General features: G+C 39.1%; 32 protein-coding genes and 1 pseudogene. 11 read left to right on the top strand and 22 right to left on the bottom strand.

Annotated features, from left to right (window positions below; genetic code table 11):
• Nucleotide 1: 1 nt before the first annotated feature.
• A complete protein-coding gene (locus K1720_RS06720) occupies nucleotides 2-382 on the top strand; it encodes a ribonucleoside-triphosphate reductase (protein ID WP_251947886.1) in 381 nt (126 codons plus the stop codon).
• Nucleotides 383-413: 31 nt separating this feature from the next.
• On the opposite strand, the gene K1720_RS06715 is transcribed toward K1720_RS06720, so the two are convergent.
• The 7 genes from K1720_RS06715 to K1720_RS06685 all read right to left on the bottom strand — a co-directional run bounded on the left by K1720_RS06715 (nucleotide 414) and on the right by K1720_RS06685 (nucleotide 5,736).
• Nucleotides 414-1,214: an OB-fold nucleic acid binding domain-containing protein gene (locus K1720_RS06715; protein ID WP_251947884.1), complete on the bottom strand. Its 801-nt coding sequence runs from the start codon at nucleotides 1,212-1,214 to the stop codon at nucleotides 414-416.
• Nucleotides 1,211-1,582 carry a hypothetical protein gene (locus K1720_RS06710; protein WP_055282727.1) on the bottom strand — a complete coding sequence of 124 codons (372 nt, stop codon included), beginning with the start codon at nucleotides 1,580-1,582 and terminating at the stop codon, nucleotides 1,211-1,213. Before K1720_RS06710 ends, K1720_RS06715 begins: the two co-directional genes overlap by 4 nt.
• Nucleotide 1,583: 1 nt before the next feature.
• Nucleotides 1,584-2,645 (bottom strand): OB-fold nucleic acid binding domain-containing protein, encoded by a 1,062-nt coding sequence (locus K1720_RS06705; protein WP_251947882.1) that lies wholly within the window; start codon nucleotides 2,643-2,645, stop codon nucleotides 1,584-1,586.
• Between the two features lie 118 nt (nucleotides 2,646-2,763).
• Nucleotides 2,764-3,336 (bottom strand): SMC-Scp complex subunit ScpB, encoded by a 573-nt coding sequence (gene scpB / locus K1720_RS06700; RefSeq protein ID WP_251947880.1) that lies wholly within the window; start codon nucleotides 3,334-3,336, stop codon nucleotides 2,764-2,766.
• 113 nt (nucleotides 3,337-3,449) lie between these two features.
• A complete protein-coding gene (locus K1720_RS06695; protein ID WP_251950600.1) occupies nucleotides 3,450-3,749 on the bottom strand; it encodes an antibiotic biosynthesis monooxygenase in 300 nt (99 codons plus the stop codon).
• Between the two features lie 113 nt (nucleotides 3,750-3,862).
• Entirely contained in the window at nucleotides 3,863-4,825 is a 963-nt protein-coding gene (locus K1720_RS06690; protein ID WP_251947878.1) for a hypothetical protein, read from the bottom strand.
• A gap of 128 nt (nucleotides 4,826-4,953) precedes the next feature.
• Nucleotides 4,954-5,736: a class I SAM-dependent methyltransferase gene (locus K1720_RS06685; RefSeq protein WP_251947876.1), complete on the bottom strand. Its 783-nt coding sequence runs from the start codon at nucleotides 5,734-5,736 to the stop codon at nucleotides 4,954-4,956.
• 266 nt (nucleotides 5,737-6,002) lie between these two features.
• Here K1720_RS06685 and K1720_RS06680 point away from each other — a divergent pair.
• Nucleotides 6,003-6,146 (top strand): annotated as a pseudogene (locus K1720_RS06680) (helix-turn-helix transcriptional regulator); the annotation flags it as partial.
• 40 nt (nucleotides 6,147-6,186) lie between these two features.
• Here the strand turns inward: K1720_RS06680 and K1720_RS06675 are convergent.
• The 8 genes from K1720_RS06675 to K1720_RS06640 form a co-directional block, all read right to left on the bottom strand.
• Nucleotides 6,187-6,375, bottom strand: coding sequence for a hypothetical protein (locus K1720_RS06675; RefSeq protein ID WP_055282736.1), 189 nt, complete (start codon nucleotides 6,373-6,375; stop codon nucleotides 6,187-6,189).
• 64 nt (nucleotides 6,376-6,439) lie between these two features.
• Entirely contained in the window at nucleotides 6,440-7,228 is a 789-nt protein-coding gene (locus tag K1720_RS06670; RefSeq protein ID WP_423837310.1) for an SDR family oxidoreductase, read from the bottom strand.
• 52 nt (nucleotides 7,229-7,280) lie between these two features.
• A complete protein-coding gene (locus K1720_RS06665) occupies nucleotides 7,281-8,243 on the bottom strand; it encodes a radical SAM protein (RefSeq protein WP_251947873.1) in 963 nt (320 codons plus the stop codon).
• 14 nt (nucleotides 8,244-8,257) lie between these two features.
• Entirely contained in the window at nucleotides 8,258-9,067 is an 810-nt protein-coding gene (locus K1720_RS06660; protein WP_251947871.1) for an MBL fold metallo-hydrolase, read from the bottom strand.
• An 11-nt stretch (nucleotides 9,068-9,078) separates the two neighbouring features.
• Nucleotides 9,079-9,981, bottom strand: a complete 903-nt coding sequence (locus tag K1720_RS06655; RefSeq protein WP_251947869.1) for a hypothetical protein — start codon at nucleotides 9,979-9,981, stop codon at nucleotides 9,079-9,081.
• A gap of 73 nt (nucleotides 9,982-10,054) precedes the next feature.
• Entirely contained in the window at nucleotides 10,055-10,507 is a 453-nt protein-coding gene (locus K1720_RS06650) for a NifB/NifX family molybdenum-iron cluster-binding protein (RefSeq protein WP_251947867.1), read from the bottom strand.
• A 53-nt stretch (nucleotides 10,508-10,560) separates the two neighbouring features.
• The gene (locus K1720_RS06645; protein WP_251947865.1) at nucleotides 10,561-10,773 is read right to left on the bottom strand and encodes a hypothetical protein; all 213 of its coding nucleotides are present in this window, start codon (nucleotides 10,771-10,773) and stop codon (nucleotides 10,561-10,563) included.
• 31 nt (nucleotides 10,774-10,804) lie between these two features.
• Nucleotides 10,805-11,404 (bottom strand): NifB/NifX family molybdenum-iron cluster-binding protein, encoded by a 600-nt coding sequence (locus K1720_RS06640; protein WP_251947863.1) that lies wholly within the window; start codon nucleotides 11,402-11,404, stop codon nucleotides 10,805-10,807.
• Nucleotides 11,405-11,797: 393 nt separating this feature from the next.
• Between K1720_RS06640 and K1720_RS06635 the strand changes: the two genes are divergently transcribed.
• From K1720_RS06635 to K1720_RS06620, 4 genes are all read left to right on the top strand, one after another.
• Nucleotides 11,798-12,658 (top strand): P-loop NTPase, encoded by an 861-nt coding sequence (locus tag K1720_RS06635; RefSeq protein ID WP_251947861.1) that lies wholly within the window; start codon nucleotides 11,798-11,800, stop codon nucleotides 12,656-12,658.
• Between the two features lie 5 nt (nucleotides 12,659-12,663).
• On the top strand, nucleotides 12,664-13,551 hold the full coding sequence (locus K1720_RS06630) for a nucleotide-binding protein (RefSeq protein ID WP_251947860.1): 888 nt from the start codon (nucleotides 12,664-12,666) through the stop codon (nucleotides 13,549-13,551).
• A gap of 112 nt (nucleotides 13,552-13,663) precedes the next feature.
• The gene (locus K1720_RS06625; protein ID WP_251947859.1) at nucleotides 13,664-14,428 is read left to right on the top strand and encodes a hypothetical protein; all 765 of its coding nucleotides are present in this window, start codon (nucleotides 13,664-13,666) and stop codon (nucleotides 14,426-14,428) included.
• 109 nt (nucleotides 14,429-14,537) lie between these two features.
• Nucleotides 14,538-15,530 (top strand): radical SAM protein, encoded by a 993-nt coding sequence (locus tag K1720_RS06620; protein WP_251947858.1) that lies wholly within the window; start codon nucleotides 14,538-14,540, stop codon nucleotides 15,528-15,530.
• Here the strand turns inward: K1720_RS06620 and K1720_RS06615 are convergent.
• Nucleotides 15,522-15,845 (bottom strand): helix-turn-helix domain-containing protein, encoded by a 324-nt coding sequence (locus K1720_RS06615; protein WP_423837326.1) that lies wholly within the window; start codon nucleotides 15,843-15,845, stop codon nucleotides 15,522-15,524. The genes K1720_RS06620 and K1720_RS06615 overlap by 9 nt on opposite strands.
• A 226-nt stretch (nucleotides 15,846-16,071) precedes the next feature.
• Between K1720_RS06615 and K1720_RS06610 the strand changes: the two genes are divergently transcribed.
• From K1720_RS06610 to K1720_RS06600, 3 genes are all read left to right on the top strand, one after another.
• Nucleotides 16,072-18,384, top strand: coding sequence for a DEAD/DEAH box helicase (locus K1720_RS06610; RefSeq protein ID WP_251947856.1), 2,313 nt, complete (start codon nucleotides 16,072-16,074; stop codon nucleotides 18,382-18,384).
• Between the two features lie 64 nt (nucleotides 18,385-18,448).
• Nucleotides 18,449-19,057, top strand: coding sequence for a DUF257 family protein (locus tag K1720_RS06605; protein WP_251947854.1), 609 nt, complete (start codon nucleotides 18,449-18,451; stop codon nucleotides 19,055-19,057).
• Nucleotides 19,058-19,285: 228 nt separating this feature from the next.
• Nucleotides 19,286-19,537, top strand: coding sequence for a hypothetical protein (locus tag K1720_RS06600; RefSeq protein WP_251947852.1), 252 nt, complete (start codon nucleotides 19,286-19,288; stop codon nucleotides 19,535-19,537).
• Here K1720_RS06600 and K1720_RS06595 read toward each other — a convergent pair.
• Nucleotides 19,534-20,376 carry a M55 family metallopeptidase gene (locus tag K1720_RS06595; protein WP_251947850.1) on the bottom strand — a complete coding sequence of 281 codons (843 nt, stop codon included), beginning with the start codon at nucleotides 20,374-20,376 and terminating at the stop codon, nucleotides 19,534-19,536. The two genes, K1720_RS06600 and K1720_RS06595, sit on opposite strands and share 4 nt — an antisense overlap.
• 126 nt (nucleotides 20,377-20,502) lie before the next feature.
• On the opposite strand from K1720_RS06595, the gene K1720_RS06590 reads away from it, so the two are divergent.
• A complete protein-coding gene (locus K1720_RS06590) occupies nucleotides 20,503-20,649 on the top strand; it encodes a hypothetical protein (protein WP_251947848.1) in 147 nt (48 codons plus the stop codon).
• A 45-nt stretch (nucleotides 20,650-20,694) separates the two neighbouring features.
• Here K1720_RS06590 and K1720_RS06585 read toward each other — a convergent pair whose 3' ends face one another.
• A complete protein-coding gene (locus K1720_RS06585) occupies nucleotides 20,695-21,462 on the bottom strand; it encodes a phosphoglycerol geranylgeranyltransferase (protein ID WP_251947846.1) in 768 nt (255 codons plus the stop codon).
• A complete protein-coding gene (locus K1720_RS06580) occupies nucleotides 21,446-21,904 on the bottom strand; it encodes a GIY-YIG nuclease family protein (RefSeq protein WP_251947844.1) in 459 nt (152 codons plus the stop codon). Before K1720_RS06580 ends, K1720_RS06585 begins: the two co-directional genes overlap by 17 nt.
• A gap of 102 nt (nucleotides 21,905-22,006) precedes the next feature.
• Here K1720_RS06580 and K1720_RS06575 point away from each other — a divergent pair, with 102 nt between their 5' ends.
• Nucleotides 22,007-22,384: a DUF2095 family protein gene (locus tag K1720_RS06575; protein WP_251947842.1), complete on the top strand. Its 378-nt coding sequence runs from the start codon at nucleotides 22,007-22,009 to the stop codon at nucleotides 22,382-22,384.
• On the opposite strand, the gene K1720_RS06570 is transcribed toward K1720_RS06575, so the two are convergent.
• The 3 genes from K1720_RS06570 to minD all read right to left on the bottom strand — a co-directional run bounded on the left by K1720_RS06570 (nucleotide 22,381) and on the right by minD (nucleotide 25,005).
• Nucleotides 22,381-23,892, bottom strand: a complete 1,512-nt coding sequence (locus tag K1720_RS06570; protein WP_251947840.1) for an AMP phosphorylase — start codon at nucleotides 23,890-23,892, stop codon at nucleotides 22,381-22,383. The genes K1720_RS06575 and K1720_RS06570 overlap by 4 nt on opposite strands.
• An 88-nt stretch (nucleotides 23,893-23,980) precedes the next feature.
• Nucleotides 23,981-24,226: a hypothetical protein gene (locus K1720_RS06565; protein ID WP_167887430.1), complete on the bottom strand. Its 246-nt coding sequence runs from the start codon at nucleotides 24,224-24,226 to the stop codon at nucleotides 23,981-23,983.
• Nucleotides 24,223-25,005 carry a cell division ATPase MinD gene (gene minD / locus K1720_RS06560; RefSeq protein ID WP_055282773.1) on the bottom strand — a complete coding sequence of 261 codons (783 nt, stop codon included), beginning with the start codon at nucleotides 25,003-25,005 and terminating at the stop codon, nucleotides 24,223-24,225. Before minD ends, K1720_RS06565 begins: the two co-directional genes overlap by 4 nt.
• Nucleotides 25,006-25,125: the final 120 nt, after the last annotated feature.

Raw genomic sequence — 25,125 nt, 5'->3', positions numbered from 1 at the left:
AATGGAATTTAGAGATGTAATCGAAAAAGAGTTGGCTAATCCTAAACTTTGGACTCTCATCACATTTAAAACCCCATATGGACCCGGTGAAACCATGGATCAACTAGCAAATCTTCTTGAAGAACTGGGATGGAAAATCACCTTTAAAGCAAATTGGTGGACTGCAGACATTCCATATGGGGTAATTAGATTAGATGCAGAACATGAGGGTCGAGAGAAAATAATCTTGGGGAGATGGATACTTGGAAGCAAGTGTGAACTTCTTAAAATCGAGAACCTAGACTTAGAAAAGGGTAAAAATGAGTTCTACAGACTAGTAGACGGAATTACATCAACACTAATACACGATCCAGTTATTAGAACTATGAGAGAACAATATTAACACCACTTTTTAATATTTTAAAAAGGGAAAATCATTCAAGAATCTGATAATAGCCTATCTCTGGTTCAAAGATTTCGCCCTCTGCCAAAAGGGTCCTAATGGCCTCTTCAATGGTTTCTATATCGTACTTGTCTTGCAGTTTTCTTTGGATAAACTTAAGTGAAACAGCCATTCCCTTTGATCGAAGAATCTCAAGTACCGCTCTCTTAACTTCTTCCAAACCTTCCTTAACTTTTTCGGCCTCTTCAAAGAATTCTTCCTCAAATGCAGACTCCTCAGCTTTTTGCTCCATTATCACAGCATACAGTTCATCAATGGTAGCAAGTAAATCTTCGGATATTCCTTTGTTCTTAGCTATTACTCTAGCTTTTGCTGTTATTCCATACGTATTGTATATCTCAAAGGCAAGTCTTGCTTTCTTTATGTGCTCCACTTTATCTCTTAAGGTCTCATAGCGATGTAATATCCACATGTTTGGGTCTACTTTGGTCACTCCTTCAATCAGCACTTGCTTATCGTCTCTCCATTCTGTAATTTTACCAATTAGCTGAACCATGTCTCCTTTTTTCACTAAACGAATAAACCTCGTATCATCCCTAAACCCAAGAACCCATATCACTCCAGTTCCGTCATCAATCTGGAACTTACCATAAGTTTCATCCTCTGCAATAATCGGTTCTCTGACTACAGTCCCTACAATTTTTGCTCTGTAAACTTTCCTTGCATCCTTTGTGATTAAATAATTAGGTTCGAAATCCCCCTCACTTTTTACATAAAATCCTTCAAGTATATCCTTTATATAAACCCTAGTTGAAGGTAACCTCTTTTTCATTCTAACCACCCTGCAAGAGCATTTTTAATTTTCGGGAGAAGCTTTTTTTCGAGTTCTTGCACTTCCTCTAGATATTCTATGTCCACATTGCTAAAGTCCTGAACAACCTCACCGTAAATGTGCATTTCTTCATTTCTAATGACTCTACCAATTATCCTCACTGTCTGACCAATTTTTGGTAAGATGTTCTCTTCACATTCAATTGGGACAACTCCAGTTCCGTCATCAAGCCAGAAAATATAGTCTATCTTATCCACCTTGACAACTTTACCAATAAGAGAGACTCTAAGATCATCAAGAGTAATTTCAGAGATTTTTCTTTCCACAGCAGGTCTGCGTCTTTTAATCCTAACTGGCATCTCTTCCATATCACTCTACCTCCTCCAAAAGCTCTCTCCTAACTCTTTCAATTTCTCTTTTACAATCCACATCATCCCAAGATGAAGCCTTCAATATCAAGCCTAAGAAGCGATCTTCAACAACGTTTCCTCTAACTACTATCTCTTTACCAAGCACATGGTAAAATTCATCCTCTGCTAGCTTTCTACCAGCTTCCCTTGTAGTCATGCCTGTTTTTATCAGTTCCTTAAGTTTCCCACCTATTTCTTCAGGTTCTACACCGAGAATTTCTACCACGTCATCTCCAAATAAAGTGACTCTAATGTAACCTGTGGAATCATCCAGACCAAAGTCAAGAATCGTAGCAGTTATTGGTTTTACTTCGCCATGTTCTATGCATATCCATACGTTTGTCGCTGGATCATAATCAACTTTTCTCCTACATTGAGGACATGCATCATAAGCAATGACTCTGTAAAGTTTGGCTATTGTGCCCCTAACTTCTACAAATTTCTCTCCACCCATTAACTCCCCAATCTTCTTTCTTGTGTAATTATAGCTCCTAACCTCCTCAATAGGTGGAATCTCACTTACTCTCGGGTCGTCCGGATTTAAAATGAGTCTGCTCCTGAAGCTTACATGAAGCTCTGGAAGACCTCTAAGACTTTCCCTTACATCGGCGTTTATTATCTTAACCACACTTCCAACTTGTATTTCATTGTAATACTTTGCAATTTCAGAATCCCACAACACAACTCTCGCCTTCCCAGTATTATCATAAATTAGAAGTCCTGCTACCCTTCCTAAAGAACCATCTTTCTTCTTGTATTCCCTAACAGGATATTTTCGGAGAACTCTTCCGACTATATTAACTCCTCTCATTCCTGGGACCAAATCAGCAAGATGCATAAGTGGAGCTTCCTCTTCTTCAGTTTTTATCCCGAGTTCTTCTGCCAGTAACAGGGCAGCGGCATGCTCAGAGATCTCATTAGCCCGTGCAATCTCATTGATTTTAGCTTCTATCTCCTCCATACTCATACCTGTTTTTTGCCGTATTCTTTTTACAATCTCATCTTTAGTTATAACTACCATATACACTCACCTAGATAGTAATTAATAGAACAGGTATTTAAAGTTTTTGAATTCGTAATAAACCCTTAATATTTCCCTATATCTCTGAAAAAGAAAAAATAAGCAACATAAAGAATTACTACTCTCTGTTTTCGTTTTTTTGTTCCTTCTCTATCTTAGATATCAAGTCAGAATACTCCGCATGAACAACTTTTTTAAAGGCCTCTTTAATTATGAGAGGATCATTCTCCGGGAACCCATAAAGCTCAGCAAACTTTTGGGTTGTTCCAAGGATTTTTGTTCTTTCATAGGGCTCCGCATACACCAAACCCATTTCCAGCAGACGTTTTATATGTTCATACACCTGGCTTCCTCTGAGCTTCACTAATTTGCTTTGCTCTATTGGCTGAAGATATGCTATCAATGCTAGTGTTTTAAGTTCTCCTGTTCTCAGATCTGGCCTTGGCATTAACTGAACTACCCTTTGAGAATACTCTTGCTTAACCTGCATTACATATTTGTCTCCTAAAACCCTCACTACCTCTATAGCACTGTTTCTTTCTGCATATTCCGCTGCTATAAGCTCAATAAGCTTCTCGATATAGTCAAGGGATTTTATTCCCAAAGCCTTCGAAATCTCTTTCACGCTCAGTGGCCTACCAGATACGAATAAAGCAGCCTCAACTAGAGCCTTGTCCTCAATTAACCCCATGATCATCACCTAGAGAGATATTTCAGAATTAATATTGTATTATTCTTTACATTTTATATTGGTTTCGCATTAGTTACCTCTTGAAAGCCTCGTTCTTTGGAGCGGGAAGGAAGTCAGTTCTCATAAAACACATGATATATGGAAACGTATTTCTCCTTTTCCAGTAAGAATTCGTCGTCTTCTGGATAATACTTCGCAATTTCTGGATTTTCACCAGCGAATTTCTTAATAGACTCCATAGAATCCCAGATAGTCACGAGAAGGAAATGAGCCACTGTGTCTTCATCTTTTCGTGTGAAGTATAGTTTTAGTAAACCATCAACAGAGTTATAATCCGGTACTGCCCTTTCAATTAAGAACTTCTCGTACTCATCAGCTTTCTCAATAGGAACTTTGCCATGCCACAACCTCATAATTGCCAAAATATCACCTCCTCTTTACTCTATGAACATTCCATGATATATGAACATTGTGCATTCAAATAATAGGATTGCTAAACTGGAGTTCTGATAATCTTACCATCCGATCATGCTTTCAATGCCCATTTAGCACTTTTCCAAAAGCTGGTTATCCCTATACCGCTTCCAACAAGCCAAAGAACAGCGAGTATAAGGAACTTGAGCTCATGAAATTGCACTTCAAGGATTGAGAACAACACTGCTGAGATCGTGAAAATAAGAGAAAAAACAAACAGTTGGTAAAAATCAAGCCCACACTCAAGTCTTTCTATATCCTCCCTCTTTGACTTCTCCAGTGCTCTGTAGATTAAATAGAATGTCAAAGCATAGAGTAACCAAATAACAGCCTGAGGCCCTATTTCCGGTATTGCTGCTGGATTTATCCCAAAACCTAGAACTACATAGTATAACAACAACACGGGAATTAAGAACCTAAGCTCCCTCTTTGTAGGAAGGAGTCCTTCCATCTCATCGTCTCTATCAAATTTTTGCCTCCAAATGTAGATTAAAAGAAGAATAACTCCAAGTGTACTCACAGCAGATGTGAAAGATGCAAATGGTGATGGAGAGTTAGAGCTTTCGAGCATCCCAAATATAAAGGCAAAAAGATAGGGTCTTTTGAGTAGTGGGCTGGGTAACACCTTCCTTTTAGATGTTAGTAGTTCAGCAAAGCCTATAGGGAGTATAAAAGACATAAATGGGTGCCAAAAGAGTACTATTACAAGAATCTCAAAGATGCCTATGCCTGCAATGTGAATTGGTGACTCCCACCCAGGATTCCATATAACTTTCGTTATGTATGCCTCATAAAGACCGAAAATAACGCCTGCTAAGTAGAGTGTTTCGAATCTTGGTCTCCCGAAGCGGTAAACAACTGAGCTTAAAATTAGAGTGTGGAGTCCATAAAGGGGAAGAATTACGAGCAGTCCCCAGGAAGTAAGGAAAGGATAAAGAGTTGCTCCTATCGTAACTTCACCAAAGAAAGCTGAGAATGAAGCAATGATGAGCCAGAAAAAGGGTCTTCTCACCATTTCACCCCCACAACTCACCAACTCTTTTTCACGCTACCTCTTTTTTTTACTTTATGAGTTTTTGACATATAAGAGGGTTATGGGTATGAGAGTAAGACACGGATAAAAACGAAACAATGTGGGATTTTCTACCCTTTGACTGCTTTTTGTGCGATAAACAGTACGACTTTGGAATAGTGTCCCATTCCATGCTTTTCTATTCTCTCTCTAAATTTCTCCCAAACCTCATCAAAGGATGGAGTACCAATACCATATATCTTTGGAACATTCTCACATGCGAACTCTATTTCCTCCTTGGCCTGCTCTGGAGTGAGTTTTTTGCCAGTATAATATGCCTTTTTCGTGAGGAGCTTAAGCCCTGCCTCTTTGAGCATCTCTTCGTATTCTTTTGCACTTAGCCATGTAGCACTGCAGATATAGGAAAACACTTCATTTTCCAGCTTTTGGGCATCGCTCTCCATTTCCTCTGGAGGCATTGCAACAAAGCAAAAGTATCCCTCTGGCTTCAGAATGCGGCTGACCTCATGAAATGTCTTACGAACGCCTTCTTTTCCTCTTGTCATATGGATGTCTTCTAATCCCAGAAAATTAACTACCATGTCAAAGCTTTCATCAGGAAAAGTCATGCTAGTGGCATCCATTTGAACAACCCGTATGCGATTATCGAGGCCATGTTTCTTGATGTTGTCCTTTGCCTTTATGATATCATTTTGGGCAATATCAATTCCGGTGATTCTAACCGTCCCCTCACACTTTGCTATCTCTACAGCAAAAAATCCATAGCCCGTTGCTAGGTCTAATATTTTCATTCCTGGTTTAATTGGCAAATCTTTTGCAATTTTTGAGCGCAGGCCATTGAGTTTTGAAAAATATGTGGGATACTCATGGCTGAATATATATTGTTCGTTCATGGTATCACCTAACTGACTAGTAATCTTGACTGTTATAACGATTGTGAATTTTTACAGCTTGAAAAAACATTATCCTCTTTGAAGCGTGGCTCATCCTTGTGGACGGGAGCTTTATGACGATTATCCTAACGGCATTTCTTGTGACAAGCTTTTTTTAATATCAAAAACTCAAAACAACAGTTGGAGGACAGAATTTATAGCCAATCAAAGAAACAATCTAAAAAAGAGCAATTGGAATCAAAGTTAATTTTTAGAACTTAACACAGGCGGAGCTTGCAAAGATGGTAGGCGTGAGAAGGGAAACAATAGTTTTCCTTGAGAAGGGGAAATATAACCCATCGCTCAAACTGGCTTATAAAATAGCAAAAGGCCTAAACACGACGATAGCAGGAGCTCTTTATATTCGATGAGGATGAACTTTAGAGTTTCTCTATTACTCTCATGACCATGTTAAAAATAATTGCTCAGCACAAAGAGTACAAAACCTACAACAATTAACCCAAGGAGTATCACTATTGCACTCTCAAGTTTTGAGTAGTCTCTAAGCTCCCTACTCTGACTCAGAAATTCTTTCTGTTTTACCTTCGACATTATTTCAGAATCTTTAATGGTTTTCTGGTCAGGAAAAGGACCTCGCATTGAGCTCACCTATTTATTTTCATCTTCAAATTTTAATAAACTTCTCGTTTTTAAAAGTGAAACCTTAAAAGACAGAATTCAATCTACCACCATCAACGGGTATCATTGCACCATTTATGTACGAGCCGTATTCACTTGCCAAGAAAGCCACAAGATAGCCAATTTCTTCTGGCTCCCCCAAACGAGCAAGGGGTATAGACTTAGTATATTCGCTTAATGCTTCCTCGAGTGTTTTTCCTTCCCTTACTGCTCTATCCTTTGCTAATTGTACTACCCTATCTGTTCTTATTATACCTGGCAGTATGCCATTTACGGTTATTCCATATTTTCCAACTTCTTTAGCTAAAGTTTTTACAAGCCCAGCCATTGATATTCTAACAACGTTGCTTAATGCTATGTTTGGAATTGGCTCTTTTATGGCAACACTTGTAGAATAAATTATTCTCCCCCATTTCTTCTCAATCATTTTTGGCAAAAGTGCTTTTGTTAGGTAAACAGCAGGATAGAGAAGTAGGTTTACAGCCTTTTCCCAATCCTCCATTTCCATCTCCATAAAGTAGCCGGGTTTAGGACCACCAGTTGAGAAGAAGAAAATATCTACATCTCCGATATCTGCTATTTCTTTCACGCTTTTCTCCAAATCTTCCCTCTTTGTTAGGTCTGCAACAATATAAAAGGGCTTTCTTCCAGTAAGCTCTTCAATCCTTGCTTGAGCCTTTTTCAAATTTTCCTCGCTTCTTGAAAGTAGTATAACATCAGCTCCAGCCATTGCTAGAACTTTTGCAACACCAAAGCCAATCCCTTTAGAAGAAGCAGTTGTAAAAGCTAACTTTCCATTCAGTCTTATCTCCATAATATCACCACTAAAATTTCATTCTTAAAGAATTATAAAGTTTTCACAACCATCATTTTCTTGAAGAGTCTCTACTGGGTAATCTCCTCATGTAGAACCTTTTCCCTTCATACTCAAGTTCAATAAGCTTTCCCTCATTCAAAAGCTTTTCAATGATCCCCCAGTTAGCATTTGCTTTCCTTAAAAGTTCATTCACAGCATCTTCTCTCATCGGATGGACGCTTGTAATACCTAACAAGTCTTCTTCAATGTTTCCCGTAAAAGTGAAGGCATTTCCTTCATAGCCAATTAAATATTCAACTCTATCAACAACTTTTGCAAAGATTTGAAATGCTTGGTTGATAATTTCTTCTTTTGCTGGCTTAACCCATTTTTCCGTTGGGGGCCTGGTGGGAATTGAGATATACGCTATATCCGGCTTTAGCTCTTTCAAGAATTCTGCTATTTTCTCAAACTCATCCCCATAATTCATTCCATCAATTAGCATAGTTTCAGTTACAAGTTCACCTCTGAACTCTTTTCTAAATTCTAGCATACCCTCCAAAATCATATCAAGCTTCAAGCTTTTATGAGGCCTGTCTATTTTTCTCCACAGCTCTTCACTAACAGCATCAACCTTTAAAGAAACGAAATTAAACCTTAGCAATTCTTCTCTAACATCATCACACCAGATTAGAGAGGAGTTTGTTAAAATTGCAAGGGGAATTTCAAGTTCTGTTAAAAGCTCAGTCTCCTTTCCAAGGTTTACATCTAATGTTGGCTCTCCATCAGGGGCGAAAGTAATATAATCAATTCTCTCATTCCTTGCCTTTGCTTCTTCAATTTTTTTCTTAACATCTTCAAAAATAGCCTCTGGATCATAAAATTCCTTTCTTTTAATTTCCATCTTTAGGGTCTTCCCAACTTGGCAGTAAACACAAGCATAAGAACAAAACTTGTTGGGAATGTTGTTTACTCCAAGACTTCTCCCAAGTCTGCGAGAAGGAACAGGCCCAAAGGCAATTAAGGTTCTCACGAGGATCACCATGCCTAAAGCTCTATCACCTTTCCAACATATAGGGGCTCAAAGTTTTTTCCAAAAGTGTACATAAATGATGCCATTGCTTCAAAACCCGTGCAATGGCCTGCATAAAGTTTTTGAACGCCTAAGTCTTTTAGACCTCTTATTGCATCCCTCCGCAATTTCTCGTTAGAGCCCATCAGATGAAAACCCCCTATTAGAGCCTTAACAGGTTTATTCAACGAACTTTGAGCGACTATATTTAAGATCCCACTGTGACCACAACCTGTTATTACAATGGCACTCTTTCCATCTTCTACAACTAGTGCTATATCATCCCTAACAGGATCTTTGATGAGGCCATTATCTTCCACAATATATCCAACTCTTCTATCCCAAGTTACTCTCTTGATCTCTCCGCTAGTCCAAACTCCATCAAAAATCTTTAATGGCTTCTTATCAAGAATAAAGTTTGCTCCAAGATTTTCCAATTCTTCTTGGAGATATGGAATCCCTATATCCCTTCGCTTGGGTTTTAGGGCTATCCGCTGTAGAAAGATCTCAGGGTGAGCATAAACATCTATAGCGCTTCTCCTAGCTCTAAGAAACTCCTTCAGCCCTCCAGTGTGATCATAATGACCGTGAGTTAAAATAACTGCATCGATTTTTTCTGGATCTATTTCCAAGGCTTTCATGTTATGAAGGAGAATTTTCCCCTCCGTTCCAACATCCACTAAAATTCTCCTCTCATCGTATTCAATAAAAAGAGAAAAACCATGGTACCCCAAAAGGCCCTTTTTAAATCCTGCATGATTCTCAAAAAGTACGGTAATTCTCATCTCTGACTCCCTCAAATCGACAGTTTACCAAACTCAACTTCTAAGGTCTGTGTCGTTCTCCATACGAAAGCCCCTTCTCCTTTGAGAACATGCTTTCTCATGGCTCCTTGTGGAACCCCATTTGCTTCATAAATCATGCTCTGCAGATCGGGATCATTGTAAAGGATAAGTGTCGGACCCGGAGCATTAAGAAGGTTCTCTGCTACATATCTCGACGCTAAAAGAGTAACTCTTCCCCTCATGGGCTGGGTCAATAAAGGAATAGCGGCACTTCCTGGAGTAGTATAGAAAAGAACTGCTGCATCATCAATACCTATTAAGGTATTTCTCCTATCTTTCACTGCTGCTGCAAGAATTAAGAACGCCATTCCTACAAGAGTTATGCTGTAAGCGTTACCAAAGTCTATGAGAACACTTTTTCCAAGCTCTGGAGGTTTGCCCTTAAAGAAAACCTCATCAAGAGTAGTATAGGTTTCTCGTATCACTTCACCATACTTCTCTTTAGACACTGCGGCCTCTGGAACACTTTTTATTTTTCCTGTTAGTATATCAGAGTAAAGTTTATCTGTAAGGGAACGATCTAATCCATAAATTGTCTGGATTATAGTTGCTGCTGTGTAAAAATCCTTTAAAATACCTTCCTTTGCCATTTTTATTGGATCCAGACCAGTTGGTTTATTGTCTTCTATTTTTACTATTGTATCAAACTTCTCCTTTGAATATTTTCCTCTCGTATCAAAGAAAACCAATCCATATTCCTTCTCGAAGAATCTATCCCCAATGTACTCAATCACTTTGGTTGGATCATCGTCGATCCCAAAAATTTTCAAGCTCCTTCCATGGTAAACAGGGTCATAGTATATTTCCCTCTCTTCATACTCCAAAATTTTTACAGCTAATTTGCTATATTTCATGAGGTTCACCAAACAATTATTAGGTAAATGAAGTATAAACGGATTTCTCTTAAGTAGAGGATAAAAAGAAAAGTCACCAGGCACCTTTGTCTTGTCCCCTTCTGTGTCCCATTCCTTGGCCTCTTCTACGGCCCATCCTTCGGCTACTGCCCTTTCCAGGGCCCATCCCCCCTTCAGGACCTAGAATTGCTTGAGTTAATTCACCACGTAAAAATGCTCTCACAGCTTCTTCTACAGTCATAGTTGGAGGGGCCGAAACAAACTTTATGCTTGATGCTTGAAGTATTTGGGAAGAGTTGGGCCCAAATTGACCAGCTATGACAACATTTGCATTTTCATTTATACAAAATTGGGCCGCCTGAACACCAGCTCCCCTTGAAGCACTTGCACCAGGATTAGGAGCTACTTTAATATTTTTTATTTGCTCTTCTTCAATATCCACTATTGTGAACATTGGAGCTCTTCCAAAAGCTTGGTTAACGAAATCCTTCAATCCACCTTTCGCAGTTGCTACCACTATTTTCATGATTATCACCCCAAAGAATTAGGGAAACCGAATTTAAAAAAGTTTGCATAAGCTCAAAAAACTCCACCTCTATTTGGCCTCAGGAAACCTCTGATAATAAGAAGCACTATGAAGCCCAAGGCATAAGGAAGGGCCACAAGAAGTAGCCTTATGAAAAAGTAAATAATCCCAATCAGCAAAAGCATGTCAATCAAATAATAAGGTTCTCTCAGACGATAGTTAAAGAAGCTTTGTCTTCTATAGCCCCGTCCCATTCCTCGTGGCATTTTTAATCCTCCAAAAATTAAAGAGAAAACTTCACCACCAGCCGAAATATCTGGCTATCCAGTTTCTTCTATTTGGCATTCCAGTCCATGGACAGTAGCCTAGTCTTGCTCCCCAGCCACGTCCTCCTCTACCCCAACCTCTACCAAATCCTCTTCCTATGCCTCTACCTCTTCCTCCACCCCAACCAAAGCCGTACGCTGGATACGGTGGGACAGGAGGATAATACTGTGGGTTCTGGGAGGATACTTGAACAGGAGGATAGGATGGAGCTTGTGGAAATTCTGATGGTGGCGAAGGAGTTTCTCCCTTTATAATTCTGTCAACAGCTTCCTTTATTGATGTCCCAGGTGGAAAGGTGTAGTATTTGATACCAGCTGCTTGAATGGCACCCATGGCATTTGGCCCTATTTGTGATGCTATTATTGTATCAACCCCCTCGTTTATGAGTGTCTGTACAGCTATTGGGCCAGCTCCTCCTCCTGCGTATGCAGCTTGATTTTGGAGTACTTTGACATTCTTTATCTCTCCATTCTCCACATCAACTATTGTAAACACTGGTGCCCGCGCAAATACTGGAGCTATGGTATCTTCCAACCCCCCATTTGTCGAACTCGATATTCCAATCCTCATTCTTGTCACCACCCCACATTTCTGTTATGTGCATATGCACAAAATCTTAAAAACTTTTCGATTAATCTGACATTTAGCCGGAACATCAGTTTTCTGCTATTTTTTCTCCAAACACTGCTAAGGTGCCCGATAACAACCTTAAACTTTCTAAGGTCACCGTGCCCTTCGTCCAGTTTCTCAATTTCTAACGCCCCGTTTAGTTTTTTTTCACTAATTCAAAACTTCTATCACTCCTGATTTCACATATCGAGAAAATTTTGAATTCTCATAGTGAGCGTCTGGCAAAGTTTCATACCAAATGCAACTCTAAGCTTTCTCATTTCCAGATCACCATTATAGCATATGCACAAAATTTTTAAAGTTTTAGGTCTCCCTAACTCTGGAGGTGAGCACATGCAGATAGCAGTGAGTGGGGGTAAAGGAGGAACAGGAAAATCGACAATTGCAATTAACCTCGCAATAGCCCTGAAGGAATATTTTGACCTTGTATTGGCTGATTTAGATGTTGAAGCACCAAATGACCACATACTCCTTAATGTTGAGCTTCAAAATGAAGAACCTGTTCACATGTTTATGCCCCATTTTGACTATTCAAAGTGCATCAAATGTAAAAAGTGTGCTGAGATTTGTGAAGAAAATGCAATAATCACTATGAAGGATGGAACTCCCTTCTTGATACCAACTTTATGTTCTGGTTGTAGAGGATGTGAGATAGTATGCCCTGTTCCAGAGGCAATATTGGAGAGACAGAAAACCATGGGGCACACATACCTAACAAACACTGTCTATGGATTTCCCCTCATAACAGGCAAACTCTTGGAAGGGGAAGAGAGAGCTATGCCAATTGTAGTTGCAGCAAAAGAGAGAGCACAAAAGCTCAAGAAGGAGCTTTTACTAGTAGATACTGCTGCAGGTACAAGTAACACCGTTTCCAAAGCTTTAGAAAACTCAAAACTGTTAATTGCAGTTACAGAACCAACTCCATTGGGTTTGCATGATCTCGAACTCATACTAAAGCTTGCAGATCTTATGGGTATTGAGACTTGGATAGTGCTCAATCGAAGCAGCCTTGGTAATAGGGAAGGAGTGCAAAAAGTGGCAAAAGAATACGGAGTAAAGATAGTTGCGGAAATTCCGTATAGCGAGAATATAATCCATAGCTACATTGAGGGGAAGCCGATAGTGTTAAGCGAGAATAAAGAGGCAGAGGTCTTCAAAGAACTTGCCAAAAAAGTTGCAGAATATGTGGGGTGAAAAGGATGCAGATCGCGATAGCAAGCGGAAAAGGTGGAGTTGGAAAGTCAAGTGTTACTGCTTCACTAGTTTACCTTCTTAAAGACACTTATAAGCTAATAGCGATTGATGCTGATGCTGATGCACCTAATCTGGACCTACTTTTTAACGTAGAGAAATGGGAAGAAGAAAAAGAACTCACAGGAGCAAAAATTGCCAAAATAAACACAGAAACATGCATACAATGTGGTATATGTGCTGAGAGATGTCCTTATGATTGTATAAACTTCATTGATGGAGATTACGTAGTGAATGAATTAACATGTGAAGGTTGTGGTGTTTGTAGACTTGTGTGTCCAGTGAAAGGAGTAATCACTTTAGAAGAAGTTCGGTCTGGCATAATTAGAAAAACAACGACAAAATACAACTTTCCATTAATCTCAGCACAGCTTGATGTGGGTAGACCAAATAGTGGAAAACTTGTTACCGAAGAGAAAGAATGGGCCAAAAAAATTATGAAAGAACAAAATCTAGAACACATGATAGTGGACTCAGCGGCGGGGATTGGATGTCAAGTAATAGCAAGTCTTGGAGGTGCAGATGCAGTAATACTTATTGCGGAGCCAACTCCTGCTTCCTTAAGTGATGTAAAGAGAGTTTACAAAGTTGTTCAGCACTTTAGAGAACCAGCTTACCTAATAATCAATAAAGCAGACCTAAATCCAGGGTTTAGAAGACTGCATGAGTTTGCTGAGGAAGAGGATATACCTATAATCGGCGAGATACCGTATGACAGGGCAGTTCCAAAAAGTATGACAATGCTTCAACCAGTTAATGAAGCATTTCCACAGTCTAAAGCGTCTAAAGCTCTTAAAGAAATTGCAAAGATAGTAGAAGAGGAGATTTTAAGATAGTACTTTCTATTTTTCCCACTCACTAATTCTTAAATAATATTATTGTGAGTGTATAACTATGAGTCCGCACCGCTCAAATAATTTAAGGAGCAGAAAAATAGAAAGTGTTGTGATGTTTTATTTGCTTGTCTATCTAATTGTTTACGGTTCCACGCTTATTATAAAATACTATTTAAAAACTTCTTACATCCTTTTAGATCTTGCAGCCACGATTGGGATTATATTCACAGGAATATTTTTGGTTACTATCCTCATACTAAAATTGAATGACGAAAAATTACTCCCTTCCATTTTTGGAATTAGAAGAGATAATCTACGCAATAGCTTTCTATTAGCTACAGCTCTTTCAACACCCATCCCGTTGTTTTGGCTCATTGGCATACAAATTGTAGGTATTGACACATTATTAGTTGCTGCTAAACCGTCTTGGGTGAATTTTCCAATTTCGTTAGGAATTTTAATATTCGCAGTCTTATTCTGGGGTTTAGTTGGTACTGTTGCCTTCGCTTTTTGGCAAGCTTTTCCTTATGAACTCGTACGAGACATTTCTCCTAGATTTGCAGTACTTTGGATAGCAATTTTATGGTCTGGACTATATAATACACCACTACTAACTGGAAAACTTGATCCCGTTGATATTCTTTTCTTTGGGTTCCTATTTACATGGGTCTATCACAAAACAAGAAACAGTGTAGGGATTGTGCTAGCGTATCTCTTAAACGAGAATCCTTTGTGGTGGGTAATAGCAGCAGTGTTCGGAGCAAACAGCGGAATAGCATTTGTGGTCCTTCTTATTTTTAGGTTACTGGTGTGCTTAGTTTCAACGGGTTTGTTAATAAGAGAAACTATTTATAAAACATCTTCAGACTCTCTTTGAGATGACAAAGTGTGAATTATGTGGTTACGAGTCTGAAGAAATTAGTGAAGCAATCGGAGTATGTGTTAACTGCCTTAGGAAAAACCCTCAAAAAGCTTTAAAAAAAGTTATGAGATCCCATTTCAAATGGCGGGAGTTAATAAACTTGCCTTCCCTTCCTCCTCAAACCGGAGAAATTTCCTGTAAAATCTGTGTTAATGAATGCCAAATTCTAGAAGGGAATCCTGGCTATTGTGGGATAATCTGGAACAAAAAAGGAAAATTGGTACCAATAACTGGAAGTTTTGACTATGGATACCTCCACTGGTATCTTGACCCCCACCCCACAAACTGTGTTGCACGACCTGTCTGTCCCGAAGCAAGACACAGAGGATTTTGTAACTTGGCAGTCTTTTTCGCCGGTTGTAACTTAGATTGTCTCTTTTGCCAAAACATAGAACACAAATATATGATAAAAAATGGAAATATCGATCCTTTAGCGGGAATTATCATAAGCTCAAAAGAACTTGCTAATGTTGCTATGAAAAGGGAGGTCTCTTGTGTATGTTACTTCGGTGGAGATCCAACACCGCACGCACCTTATGCAATTAAAGCGTCAAGAGAAATCATCAAACGAGCAAAAGATATCAAATCAACAAAAAGGATTTGCTGGGAAACAAACGGTCTCGAAAACCCAAGTATTATGAAAGAAATGGCCAAATTAAGCATTGAAAGCGGAGGAATAATAAAAATTGACTGGAAAGCATACACACCTCAAGTTTATGAGGCCTTAACGGGCATAAACGGAGAAAAAGCCCTCCAAAGAATAAAGGGAAACATAAAGCTTATTTCCTCAATGAAAACAAGAGACGAACCCCCACTGTTAGTCGTGAGCACCCTTGTAGTTCCCCATTACATTGACGAGGAGGAGGTCAGAAAAATAGCAACATATCTTGCAAAAATAGACCCAGAGATTCCTTATGTTCTTCTCGGTTTTGCTCCTCAGCACTTAATGCATGATGTTCTGCCTACAAGCAAAAAACAAATGGAAGATGTCTACCATGCAGCTAAAGAGGAAGGTATAAAAGAAGTTTACATAGAAAATTACTGGCTCCTAAGGTGATTCCCCTTTTGGAATTTCATTTCCTTGAGCAAGAATTATCAGCTCCCTCCCTTCAACAAGCATTTGAGCGACTTTTTTTCTCGCTGATGTTAATGCCCTCCACACTGTTCCTCTCGAAACACCTATTCTTTGGCCAGCCTCTTCCTGCGTTAATCCTTCATAATCAACTAATCTCAATACCTCAAACTCCTCATACGTCATGAAGATTGGAGGTTGAGGAGGCCCAAATGGAGGCTTAGCTGGATAAAAGTGTCTAACCTCAGGAATAAAACCTATAAAACGCATTTTCCTTCTCCGACCCCTACCTCTTCCCATTCCTCGGGGCACTTCTTCTCTCACCTGAATTCATTTAGAACTTTCCCTTTTTAGAGTTTCGGTAAGAAGGAACAACTCCCGCTTTCATTATCTTTTAGTACTCCTCACCTTTGATTCTCACAAAATTCTCACACTAACTCCCCTATGTCCCCTACTAGTTTCAAGAGAGGAGAGAACAACTTCCAAGCGGCGCTTTTATAAACCTCTTCGTTTATAATATACATCAATGTATTTGCGAAAAGACCTTATACAGCCAAGGCTTTATCAAGAGGTAATCTACGCAAAGTGTAAAGACAAAAATAGCCTAGTTGTTCTACCAACAGGGCTAGGAAAGACTCTAATAGCTCAAATGATAGCAGACTACCGCCTCTCCAAATATGGAGGAAAAGTCCTAATGCTAGCTCCCACAAAGCCCCTAGCCCTCCAACATAGGGAGAGTTTCCTGAGACTCTTTAACATCCCAGAAGAAAAAGTAAACACTTTAACGGGAGAGATTCCTCCCGAAAAAAGAGCAGAGATATGGAGAAGGAGTATTATAATTACCGCTACTCCTCAAACTATAGAGAACGATCTTGTTGTTGGTAGAATAAGTCTCGAAGATGTGGTTTTGCTTATCTTTGACGAGGCCCATAGGGCTGTTGGAAACTACGGATATGTATATATCGCAAAAGAATACATGAGAGAATCAAAACACCCCCTCATTCTAGGCTTAACTGCCTCCCCTGGAAGCGACGAGACAAAGATAAGAGCTATTGTGAAAAACCTATTCATAGAACATATTGAGCTCAGAACAGAAAATTCTCCTGACGTAAAGCCCTATGTACAAGGAATAAAGTTTGAATGGCTCAAAGTCGGCCTTCCCGAGATTTATAAAGACGTTAGAAAACTTTTGCGTGAAATGCTCAAAGATTCTCTAAAACCTCTTGCTGGAGCGGGGTTACTCGATAGTTATTCCCCCGACATACCAAAGAAAGAAGTCCTAAAGGTAGGTCAAATAATAAACACCGAAATGGCAAAAGGTAATTACGAAGTAGGAAAACTTATGCTATACCAAGCTAAGGCTTTAAAGCTTCACCACGCGATAGAATTGCTTGAGACACAAGGATTATCCGCACTAAGGGGATACTTAAAAAAGCTCTATGAGGAAGCGAGGAAAGGCAGAACAAAATCTACAAAAGAGATTATCCAAGACCCAAGAATGAAGAAAGCAATAACTCTTCTTGTACAGGCCAAGGAGCTTGGACTTGACCATCCAAAACTCGATAAGTTGAAGGAAATTATAAAAGAACAACTAGATAAGAAACCATCCTCAAAAATAATTGTCTTTACAAATTACCGTGACACTGCAAAGAAAATCGTGGAAGAGCTTCTAAAAGAACACATTCAAGCTATGCGCTTTGTTGGACAAGCCAGCAGAGAAAATGACAAAGGTCTAACTCAGAAAAAACAAAAACAGATTTTAGACCTCTTTTCTAGGGGGGAGTTCAACGTTTTAGTTGCCACCAGTGTTGGAGAGGAAGGTTTAGACGTGCCAGAAGTAGATCTAGTGATTTTTTACGAGCCTGTACCCTCTGCCATTCGAAGTATTCAAAGGAAGGGAAGAACTGGACGACATAAACCCGGTAAAGTTATTATTTTAATGGCAAAAGGGACAAGAGATGAGGCCTATTACTGGAGTTCCCGTCATAAGGAAAAACAGATGATTTCTCTTTTAAAGAAGGTGGAAGATATGGTTAAAAAAGAGAAACAATCTTCCCTTCTTGGATTTGTGAAGTCAAAAGAGAAGAAAAAAAGTGAAACAACTATAAAAGAGGTAGAAGAAAAAATCGAAGTGTCAAAAGAGGAAGTCTATGAAAAACTTCCCATAAAACCAATTTTTATAAGAAAACCAAAGGGTATTGTAGTGTATGTTGACTCTCGTGAGCTTAAAAGTCAAGTCCCTAAAATGTTAAAGGAACTCGGAGTGCACTTGGAAATCAAAACGCTTGATATTGGAGACTACATAGTTAGTGAAGATGTTGCCATAGAAAGAAAAGCTGCTAATGACTTTATTCAGTCAATAATAGATGGACGACTCTTTGACCAAGCAAGACGCTTGAAAGAGGGCTATTTAAAACCCATAATTATCATCGAAGGTGAGCTTTACGGAATTAGAAATATTCATCCAAATGCCATTAGAGGGGCTCTAGCAGCTCTAACCGTAGACTGGGATATCCCAATACTATTTGCCAAAGACCCAAGTGAGGTGGCAAACTACATATACCTAATAGCAAAACGGGAACAAGAAGAAAGAAAAAAGGAGATTGCAGTCAGAAGCGAGAAAAAAGCGTTAACTCTGGCAGATCGACAACGCCTAATAGTAGAAGGTCTCCCTTATGTGTCTGCAGTTCTTGCAAGAAGACTTTTACGGCATTTCGGGAGTGTAGAGCGAGTTTTCACTGCAAAAGAGAGTGAACTTACCCAAGTAGAGGGAATAGGTGAAAAAATAGCTAGAGAAATAAGAAAAGTCATTACTGCCCCTTATGAAGAGAAAAAATAGAGAAAAATTAAAATATAAGTTTACATATATAACCGCCTAGCTATAATTATTGGAGGATTTTTACATGTCAACCATTAGCACATTGTTGGAAAATCTAAAGTTTGGGGAGAGCATATTGATAGAACACTCATCCACCGCTCCAGTTCATATCCTCTTTTATGAACTTATAAAGTGGGCGGAGCTAAATTCATATCCTGTTCTCATTGATGATTTCTTGGATTCTCTCTACTTGTATGAAAAACATATAAAACTCTCTGGTCTTCTAACCAAGCCAATAAAAGCGGCAATGGTAATAAAATTAGGTGGTATTTTAGAAGTAGGAAATGTCATAGGAAAGGTTTCAGTTAGTGAGAGTACTATTTTACAAAAAGAATATGACTCTGTTTTTGAAAAAGTGCCACATGAGAGATTCCTAAATATTGTAGTAGGGTTTGACAAGTATTTACTCTTACTCCAAGACAGAAAAGAATTTTTAAGTTCCCTTCATGATATCTTGAAATATGTTGGAAATAAAAGAAGAATAGCATTTTATTTCATAAATCAAGACCTAATAGAGATTGCTGCTCCTGCAGCACTTCCAATTCTAGAAGAAGGATTCACAAGAGTAGTGAGAATAGGAAAAAATGAAAGTGCTCCTCCAACAGTCAAGCTATTAAAATCCCTAATGGACTGAGTTCCTCTTGTCCTGAAGAAACCAAACTTTCAAGTTGTAATGTACCCCGGGGGAGCGAAGGGGACTCACAGCTCGCCGTTAGCTTATCCCCCGCGGTTTCCCCGGGGCACTTAGTTTTGGAAGTATAAACTCAAAAACTTTTATCATAACTATAGGGAATAAAAATTCCTCTAAAGAATTACCTTCGTTTATGAAAAAGGTTATATAGGCCTTGTTTTCTAAAATAAAATGGTGACAACTATGAAAATTGTTGAAATCGACATTAAAATGCCCTATGAAAAAAGAGGAAAAATTTTGACTAAAGTTTTGGGTAAGCTTAGAGGAAAAATTAAAGACATTCACTTTCTCCCGCCTACAAGCAAGGGCATTAGTGAAATAAGAATTGAGGTAACCGAAGAGAACGTCCCTGAGCTTCTCACACACCTTAAGAACATGGTAAAAGAGGGAAAAATAACCTTCAAAGTCCTTAGTGAGGCTTAACGCCTAAATATGGAGGTAACTCCACTGGCAGCAAATACAAGAAGTTGAAAAGCTTTGTATGCTTCTATTATATCTTTTGCTTCAAATTCTACAGTTTTCCCATCCACCCTATTTGCTCCCGGCAATAACTCGCCAACATCAGCCATGCCACTGTTATTAAATGTAAGCTTTACTTTAATAGGATACTCAAGCTTAAGAGGTCTTGTTTCACCTTTCCTGTACTTTTCAACTGCTTTGGAAATACCGTCTTTCAGATCTTTTTTCAAAACTTTTAGGCTTGGGCTTATGGCAGAATATCTTGAAAAAGCTCTTTTGAAAGATATCCTTTCAGCCCAAGGAGTGAATCTTTTTACATCATCCTCAAGCAGTTTCTCATCACCTCCCACCAAAACTGCGGGAATCCCATAATGGCCAACTGCATAAGCATTGAGAAGATATTCGCTTACTTCCACTCCATTGAGCTCAAGCTTTCCTACATTTGCTCCACTATACGTGTGGTCAAAGATAGCACGGAATGTTCCAGCTTTTGCATGATATCCCAAAAATAAAGCCACATCACAGTTTTCTGCCCCTGCAATCATTGCAATCGGCCTTGGATATCCCCTAACTAAGTAAACATACTCAGGAAGTTCTTCAGGGAGAATATTTACCATAGGCCCATGACTGTCTGCTATTACTATCTCATTAAAACCCGCTCCGTAAAGCGCTTCTGCTGCTGTCAATGTTATTTCAGTCGCTATTTTCCTTGCCTCTGTATAAAGTATCCCTTTTTCAATTAAATGCTGGGGACTTACCACAAAAGGCATCCCTTCTAAGTCTACAGAAATAAAAGCCCTCATTGAGAATCACCATTTAGAAATTAAACTGAATGTTTAAATATGTTTTTAAAACTATTCATTCTGAGCAGACAACCTTTCAAAAACAATTAAGTATAATAAAGACCATCATTTAAACGAGGAGGATCAATGTCTAGAATTGCTGAGTTCCTAAGGCTACTTGTGGGCTTTGTAGCGTGGATAGTTGTCATAGTGTTCTTACTATGGTTCCTTCAGGGTTTTTGGGAAGGTATTTCAGAATTTGCTGCAAGTTTATTCGAGCAATCCGAAAAATAAGGTTTTAAAAACACCTAGAGATACTTGAAACCAATACCATACACACTATTTCTTAATCTCTTTAACTCCTCGTATTATGCTTTCAAGCCTTTTTCTTGCTTCTTCTAAAGAGCCGGCCTTTTCTATTGCAGTGCCAGTGACGATTATATCTGCCCCACTTTTAACAACTTCTTTTGCATCTTTGTAACTTCTAATCCCTCCACCTACTATAAGAGGAACTTCTACAACAGTTTTTACAACTCCTATCATCTCTGAAGGCACATGTTCTGGTGCCCCACTTCCTGCCTCGAGGTATACCAAACGCATACCCATGTATTGTCCAGCAAGCGCATAGGCCGCAGCTATTTTTGGTTTATATCTGGGAATTGGTTTCGCATCACTCACCCAGCCTACAGTTTCCCCAGGCTCAATTATGAGGTAGGCCATTGGAATGGGCTCTATACCATAACGCTTTACAGTAAAAGCCCCCAAAGCTTGGGCCCCTGTTATAAAGAATGGATTTGTAGAATTTAAAAGACTCATAAAGAATATAGCATCCGCATATTTGCTAATCCCTCCATGAGACCCAGGAAAAAGAATAACTGGAAGATTAGAACTCTCCTTTATTCTTCTGACAACTCCGTCTAAAACCTCACCTTCAGCCCCAGTAGAACCACCAACCATTATTGCGTCGACACCAACTTCCTCACTCATTTGAGCAAGCTTTGAAGCCAAATCGGGTGAAACATCATCAGGATCAAGTAAAACAAAGTGAAGCTTTTCTTTTTCAAGTTTCTCGTGAATATATGACTCAACCTTACCTATCTTCAGCATTCTCTTCCCCCCACTCCATAATATCCTGAGGATTTTTAATCCTTTTCCACCTTAATTTCATAGAGTTCAAGATGTTAGCTAGTACCCCATAAGGAGTAGTATCTCCAAAGTAATATAAATTTGTTTTTACAGCTATGTCACTCGCCCCAAAGCCTTCAATTCCTATAACAACGTCACTCAATGCCTGAGACAGTTTCTCTTCAATCCTCGCATTACTGGGGATCAAATAAGCCTCGATAAGCTGGGCTTTATCAAGGAGATAATCTATATGCCAATGAAAACGTTTCTCCTTTTTAAAATGTCTTAAAACTCTCTTTTCAAGAGAATTCATTGCAGAACCTACATAAACATAATACCCCTTCTTCAAGTTAAATCTCCTAGCCTTAGTCCTTATATTTTGGTTTTTTTCAAGGTAAATTACAAGAAGATATCCTCCCCTCATGGTTAGAGAATTAGAGTCGAGTTATATAAGTTCTTTGCAAAGAGCAAAAGACAAACTATATAAATCCTTTCCCAAAGTAAACTCTGAAAAGAGGTGCTTAATATGGACAAAAAGAAAAAACGTCCAGTTGATGAATTTCCTTGGCAAGAATATGACAAAGAGGAGTTTAAGGAAAAATATCCTTATTTAGCTAAAGAGTTAGACGAGGGGGCAGAGCTAGTTATTGAAGGTTATAGAACCAAGGAAGAATACGAAGAAGAGGCCATGGACTTTTCAGGATATAACCCTACGGTAATAGACTTCATAAGAAGATGTGAAACTGATGAAGAAGCCTTAGAGATCATCAATTGGATGGAAGATCATGGGGAGATAACTCCTGAATTTGCCAAAGAACTCCGTATAAAGCTTGTAAAGGAAGGAGTAAGAAGTTTTGGTAGTAAAAAAGAGTGGGGATGGTACGAGAGACATAGAAAACGCTAAAGGTTTCCAATTCTTTGCAGAACCATGCCCTCTATCCTTATTGGCTCCATCCTTCTTGCTTGTATTATAGCTTGATCTAGTCGTGTTTCGCTTTCTGCATGTATTGTGAAAAGTGGATCTCCCTCTTTTACCTTTTCTCCCACTTTTACATGCAATATCACTCCTGATCCTTTATCCTCAGGAGCACCTGCAGCCCTAGCTATTGTAGTGATGGCCCTATTATCAATCCTAGTTATATATCCAGAAGTCTGAGCCACGAAGGTGTACGTTTTATCACCTATTGGGATGTCCCCTGGTTTTACATTTGGATCTCCACCCTGCTCTGCTATTATTTCCTTAAGCTTCTCATATGCCTTACCACTCTCTAAAATCTCCCTAGCAATTTTCTTTCCCATGCCCGCTGGAGCAACACCACCCATTTCAAGCAATATTCCTGCTAATCCCGTTGCCTTTTCTACTAAACTTCCTGGACCCTTTCCTGTTATTATCGTCTCCAGAGCTTCTTTTGCTTCAAGGGCTGGCCCTATAGTGTGTCCAATGGGTTGTCCACCATATGTTATGGCAGTTTCTACATATTGTCCAAGTCTTTTTCCGAGTTCTATAAAGTCCTTTGCCAATGACCTAGCGTCTTCTATTTTTTCAACTTTTACCCCCTCTCCTGTAGGAATATCAATCAGAACATATTGAGAACCCATTGCATATTTCTTTGACATTATACTAGCGAGCATTAAGCCTCTAGGATCAATACTCAAAGTTCTTTCGGCTTTTATTGTTAGATCGTCAGCAGGGGCCAAATTGAGGGCACCACCCCATACCAAGCATGCTCCAATTTTCTCCACTATTCTCTTAATTTCATCTAAAGAGTGAGTTACTGGCGCGAGGACTTCTACAACATCTGCAGTTCCTGCAGCACTTGTTATTGCCCTGGAAGAGGTCTTAGGAATTGTTAAGCCTGCAGCGGCTACGATTGGCACTACAAGTATGTTAGTCTTGTTGCCAGGTACTCCTCCAATGCTGTGAACGTCCATAATTGGTTTTCTATCGATATCTAACATGTCACCAGTTTCTGCCATTGCTGTAGTTAACCATGCTATTTCATCCATGTCAAGTCCGTTTATCTCTAAGGACGTGACAAAAGAACTTATCTCAACATCTCTTAGTTTTCTGTCTACAATATCCTTTATTATTGCTTCTATCTCGACCTTTTTCAGTTTCTGGCCGTTCATCTTTTTCTTGATATAACGAACACTCTCCGGTGTCCCACCAGGAACAATATTCACAAGTTCTCCATCAGAAAAGCTGTAAGCTCTTAGTATATCTTTTGTAACTCCAATTTCGCCTGGTTTAACCATGTTACTTATAACAACATCCCCATATATTGTTCTCTTTGCTGTTTCCACTTTTATCAAGTCTTCAGGATGAAGCTTAGCATTTTTAGCATCCTCTTCACTAATAAAAACCAAGAACCTTCCTGTCTCAATATCTAATATCCTCACTTTCGCTTTCATATTTTTCACCTCCCAGCTTTGGGGAAAAAATAATATGTTGTAAAAATACTTAAGCTTTTCTCAAACCTAAAAATATAGAGAAAAGAACTTAAAGGTTCTTTATTTCTTCTTCAAGGGATTCTTCGAGAGCCCTCTCCCATTCCTCTATATCAAAATCTACAAGTTCGGACTCTAACTCCTCTTTTAGATGTGTCACTCTCCGTTTAAGGGTGCTTCTGGTTTCTTCATCATATGCCACATAGTAGGATGATCTCCTTTCTGAGAGGTACAAAATTATTAGAAAGATATTCATTAGCAGAAGGAATATTATAAGGATTGTTGTAAAAGCACTCATCTCCTGCCCCCTCCAAATAAAGCTCTAAACACCCTCTTTATCGGACTCTCTGGCCTTGGAGGACTGTACCTTATGCCAGCGAGCTTAGCAGCAAGTTGTTTATATGCTATAGCTGCTGGAGAAGTTGGGTTTTTGACTACAAGCGGTATACCGTAAGCACTTGCCCTCTTTACTTCCGGATCTTCTGGAATCACCATGAGCACGGGTACGTCTAGAATAGTCTCAATATCTTCTTTAGAGAGCTCTGTCTTTTCACTAGTTACTCTATTTAGGACTGCTCCTAGTGGAAGAGTACCCAGTTTCTCTGCCACAAGTTTTGTTTTGAGAGAATCAGTTATGGCTGATATCTCTGGATTAGTGACTAAAATAAGTTCTTTCCCTATAAGCAAAGCCGTTATAGAGGTCATCTCCAGTCCTGCCGGGGCATCTATCAGTATAAAATCTGCCAATGATGAAATTTCTCTCATAAGTTCTCTTAACCGCTCTGGATTTTTTGCTTTTTTAATCTTCTCTAAACTTAAACCACCAGGTATGACCTTAACACCCGCTGGTCCCTCATATATAGCATCGTTGAGTTCTGCTTCGCCAGAAAGAACATCATGTAGAGTTATTGGTATATCTTCCATCCCTAAAATTAAACTCAAATTTGCCATTGTAATATCCGCATCTATGATTATAACTTCCCTCCCAAATTGGGCCAAAGCAACGCCAACATTAGCTATTGTCGTGGTTTTACCAGTGCCTCCTTTTCCAGAAGCGAAAACAATTGACCTTCCCACTTTGGTCCCTCCATTTGAATTTTGACAATAATGTCCGAAAGCTGTAAATGGTGTAACTACTTATACTTCGCTGTCTAAGCTTTTATATTTAACTCAAGCAGGTCACAAAGAACAACCATT

Source organism: Thermococcus argininiproducens (assembly GCF_023746595.1).
In the GTDB taxonomy this organism is placed as follows: domain Archaea; phylum Methanobacteriota_B; class Thermococci; order Thermococcales; family Thermococcaceae; genus Thermococcus_A; species Thermococcus_A argininiproducens.
The sequence above is the reverse complement of the archived record's forward strand: the minus strand, read 5'-3'. Positions and strand labels throughout refer to the sequence as shown.

Excerpts from the sequence above, each read along its gene's own strand:
- K1720_RS06715 (WP_251947884.1), bottom strand. The coding sequence starts at position 1,214 with ATGAAAAAGAGGTTACCTTCAACTAGGGTTTATATAAAGGATATACTT.
- K1720_RS06650 (WP_251947867.1), bottom strand. The coding sequence starts at position 10,507 with ATGAAAATAGTGGTAGCAACTGCGAAAGGTGGATTGAAGGATTTCGTT.
- K1720_RS06660 (WP_251947871.1), bottom strand. The coding sequence starts at position 9,067 with ATGAGAATTACCGTACTTTTTGAGAATCATGCAGGATTTAAAAAGGGC.
- K1720_RS06625 (WP_251947859.1), top strand. The coding sequence starts at position 13,664 with ATGTTTTATTTGCTTGTCTATCTAATTGTTTACGGTTCCACGCTTATT.
- K1720_RS06615 (WP_423837326.1), bottom strand. The coding sequence starts at position 15,845 with ATGGGAAGAGGTAGGGGTCGGAGAAGGAAAATGCGTTTTATAGGTTTT.
- K1720_RS06635 (WP_251947861.1), top strand. The coding sequence starts at position 11,798 with ATGCAGATAGCAGTGAGTGGGGGTAAAGGAGGAACAGGAAAATCGACA.
- K1720_RS06640 (WP_251947863.1), bottom strand. The coding sequence starts at position 11,404 with ATGAGGATTGGAATATCGAGTTCGACAAATGGGGGGTTGGAAGATACC.
- K1720_RS06710 (WP_055282727.1), bottom strand. The coding sequence starts at position 1,582 with ATGGAAGAGATGCCAGTTAGGATTAAAAGACGCAGACCTGCTGTGGAA.
- K1720_RS06620 (WP_251947858.1), top strand. The coding sequence starts at position 14,538 with ATGAGATCCCATTTCAAATGGCGGGAGTTAATAAACTTGCCTTCCCTT.
- K1720_RS06605 (WP_251947854.1), top strand. The coding sequence starts at position 18,449 with ATGTCAACCATTAGCACATTGTTGGAAAATCTAAAGTTTGGGGAGAGC.
- K1720_RS06720 (WP_251947886.1), top strand. The coding sequence starts at position 2 with ATGGAATTTAGAGATGTAATCGAAAAAGAGTTGGCTAATCCTAAACTT.
- K1720_RS06685 (WP_251947876.1), bottom strand. The coding sequence starts at position 5,736 with ATGAACGAACAATATATATTCAGCCATGAGTATCCCACATATTTTTCA.
- K1720_RS06645 (WP_251947865.1), bottom strand. The coding sequence starts at position 10,773 with ATGCCACGAGGAATGGGACGGGGCTATAGAAGACAAAGCTTCTTTAAC.
- scpB (WP_251947880.1), bottom strand. The coding sequence starts at position 3,336 with ATGGGGTTAATTGAGGACAAGGCTCTAGTTGAGGCTGCTTTATTCGTA.
- K1720_RS06580 (WP_251947844.1), bottom strand. The coding sequence starts at position 21,904 with ATGAGGGGAGGATATCTTCTTGTAATTTACCTTGAAAAAAACCAAAAT.
- K1720_RS06630 (WP_251947860.1), top strand. The coding sequence starts at position 12,664 with ATGCAGATCGCGATAGCAAGCGGAAAAGGTGGAGTTGGAAAGTCAAGT.
- K1720_RS06610 (WP_251947856.1), top strand. The coding sequence starts at position 16,072 with ATGTATTTGCGAAAAGACCTTATACAGCCAAGGCTTTATCAAGAGGTA.
- K1720_RS06595 (WP_251947850.1), bottom strand. The coding sequence starts at position 20,376 with ATGAGGGCTTTTATTTCTGTAGACTTAGAAGGGATGCCTTTTGTGGTA.
- K1720_RS06585 (WP_251947846.1), bottom strand. The coding sequence starts at position 21,462 with ATGCTGAAGATAGGTAAGGTTGAGTCATATATTCACGAGAAACTTGAA.
- K1720_RS06690 (WP_251947878.1), bottom strand. The coding sequence starts at position 4,825 with ATGGTGAGAAGACCCTTTTTCTGGCTCATCATTGCTTCATTCTCAGCT.
- K1720_RS06695 (WP_251950600.1), bottom strand. The coding sequence starts at position 3,749 with ATGAGGTTGTGGCATGGCAAAGTTCCTATTGAGAAAGCTGATGAGTAC.
- K1720_RS06675 (WP_055282736.1), bottom strand. The coding sequence starts at position 6,375 with ATGCGAGGTCCTTTTCCTGACCAGAAAACCATTAAAGATTCTGAAATA.
- K1720_RS06655 (WP_251947869.1), bottom strand. The coding sequence starts at position 9,981 with ATGAAATATAGCAAATTAGCTGTAAAAATTTTGGAGTATGAAGAGAGG.
- K1720_RS06600 (WP_251947852.1), top strand. The coding sequence starts at position 19,286 with ATGGTGACAACTATGAAAATTGTTGAAATCGACATTAAAATGCCCTAT.
- K1720_RS06705 (WP_251947882.1), bottom strand. The coding sequence starts at position 2,645 with ATGGTAGTTATAACTAAAGATGAGATTGTAAAAAGAATACGGCAAAAA.
- K1720_RS06575 (WP_251947842.1), top strand. The coding sequence starts at position 22,007 with ATGGACAAAAAGAAAAAACGTCCAGTTGATGAATTTCCTTGGCAAGAA.
- K1720_RS06590 (WP_251947848.1), top strand. The coding sequence starts at position 20,503 with ATGTCTAGAATTGCTGAGTTCCTAAGGCTACTTGTGGGCTTTGTAGCG.
- K1720_RS06570 (WP_251947840.1), bottom strand. The coding sequence starts at position 23,892 with ATGAAAGCGAAAGTGAGGATATTAGATATTGAGACAGGAAGGTTCTTG.
- K1720_RS06670 (WP_423837310.1), bottom strand. The coding sequence starts at position 7,228 with ATGGAGATAAGACTGAATGGAAAGTTAGCTTTTACAACTGCTTCTTCT.
- K1720_RS06565 (WP_167887430.1), bottom strand. The coding sequence starts at position 24,226 with ATGAGTGCTTTTACAACAATCCTTATAATATTCCTTCTGCTAATGAAT.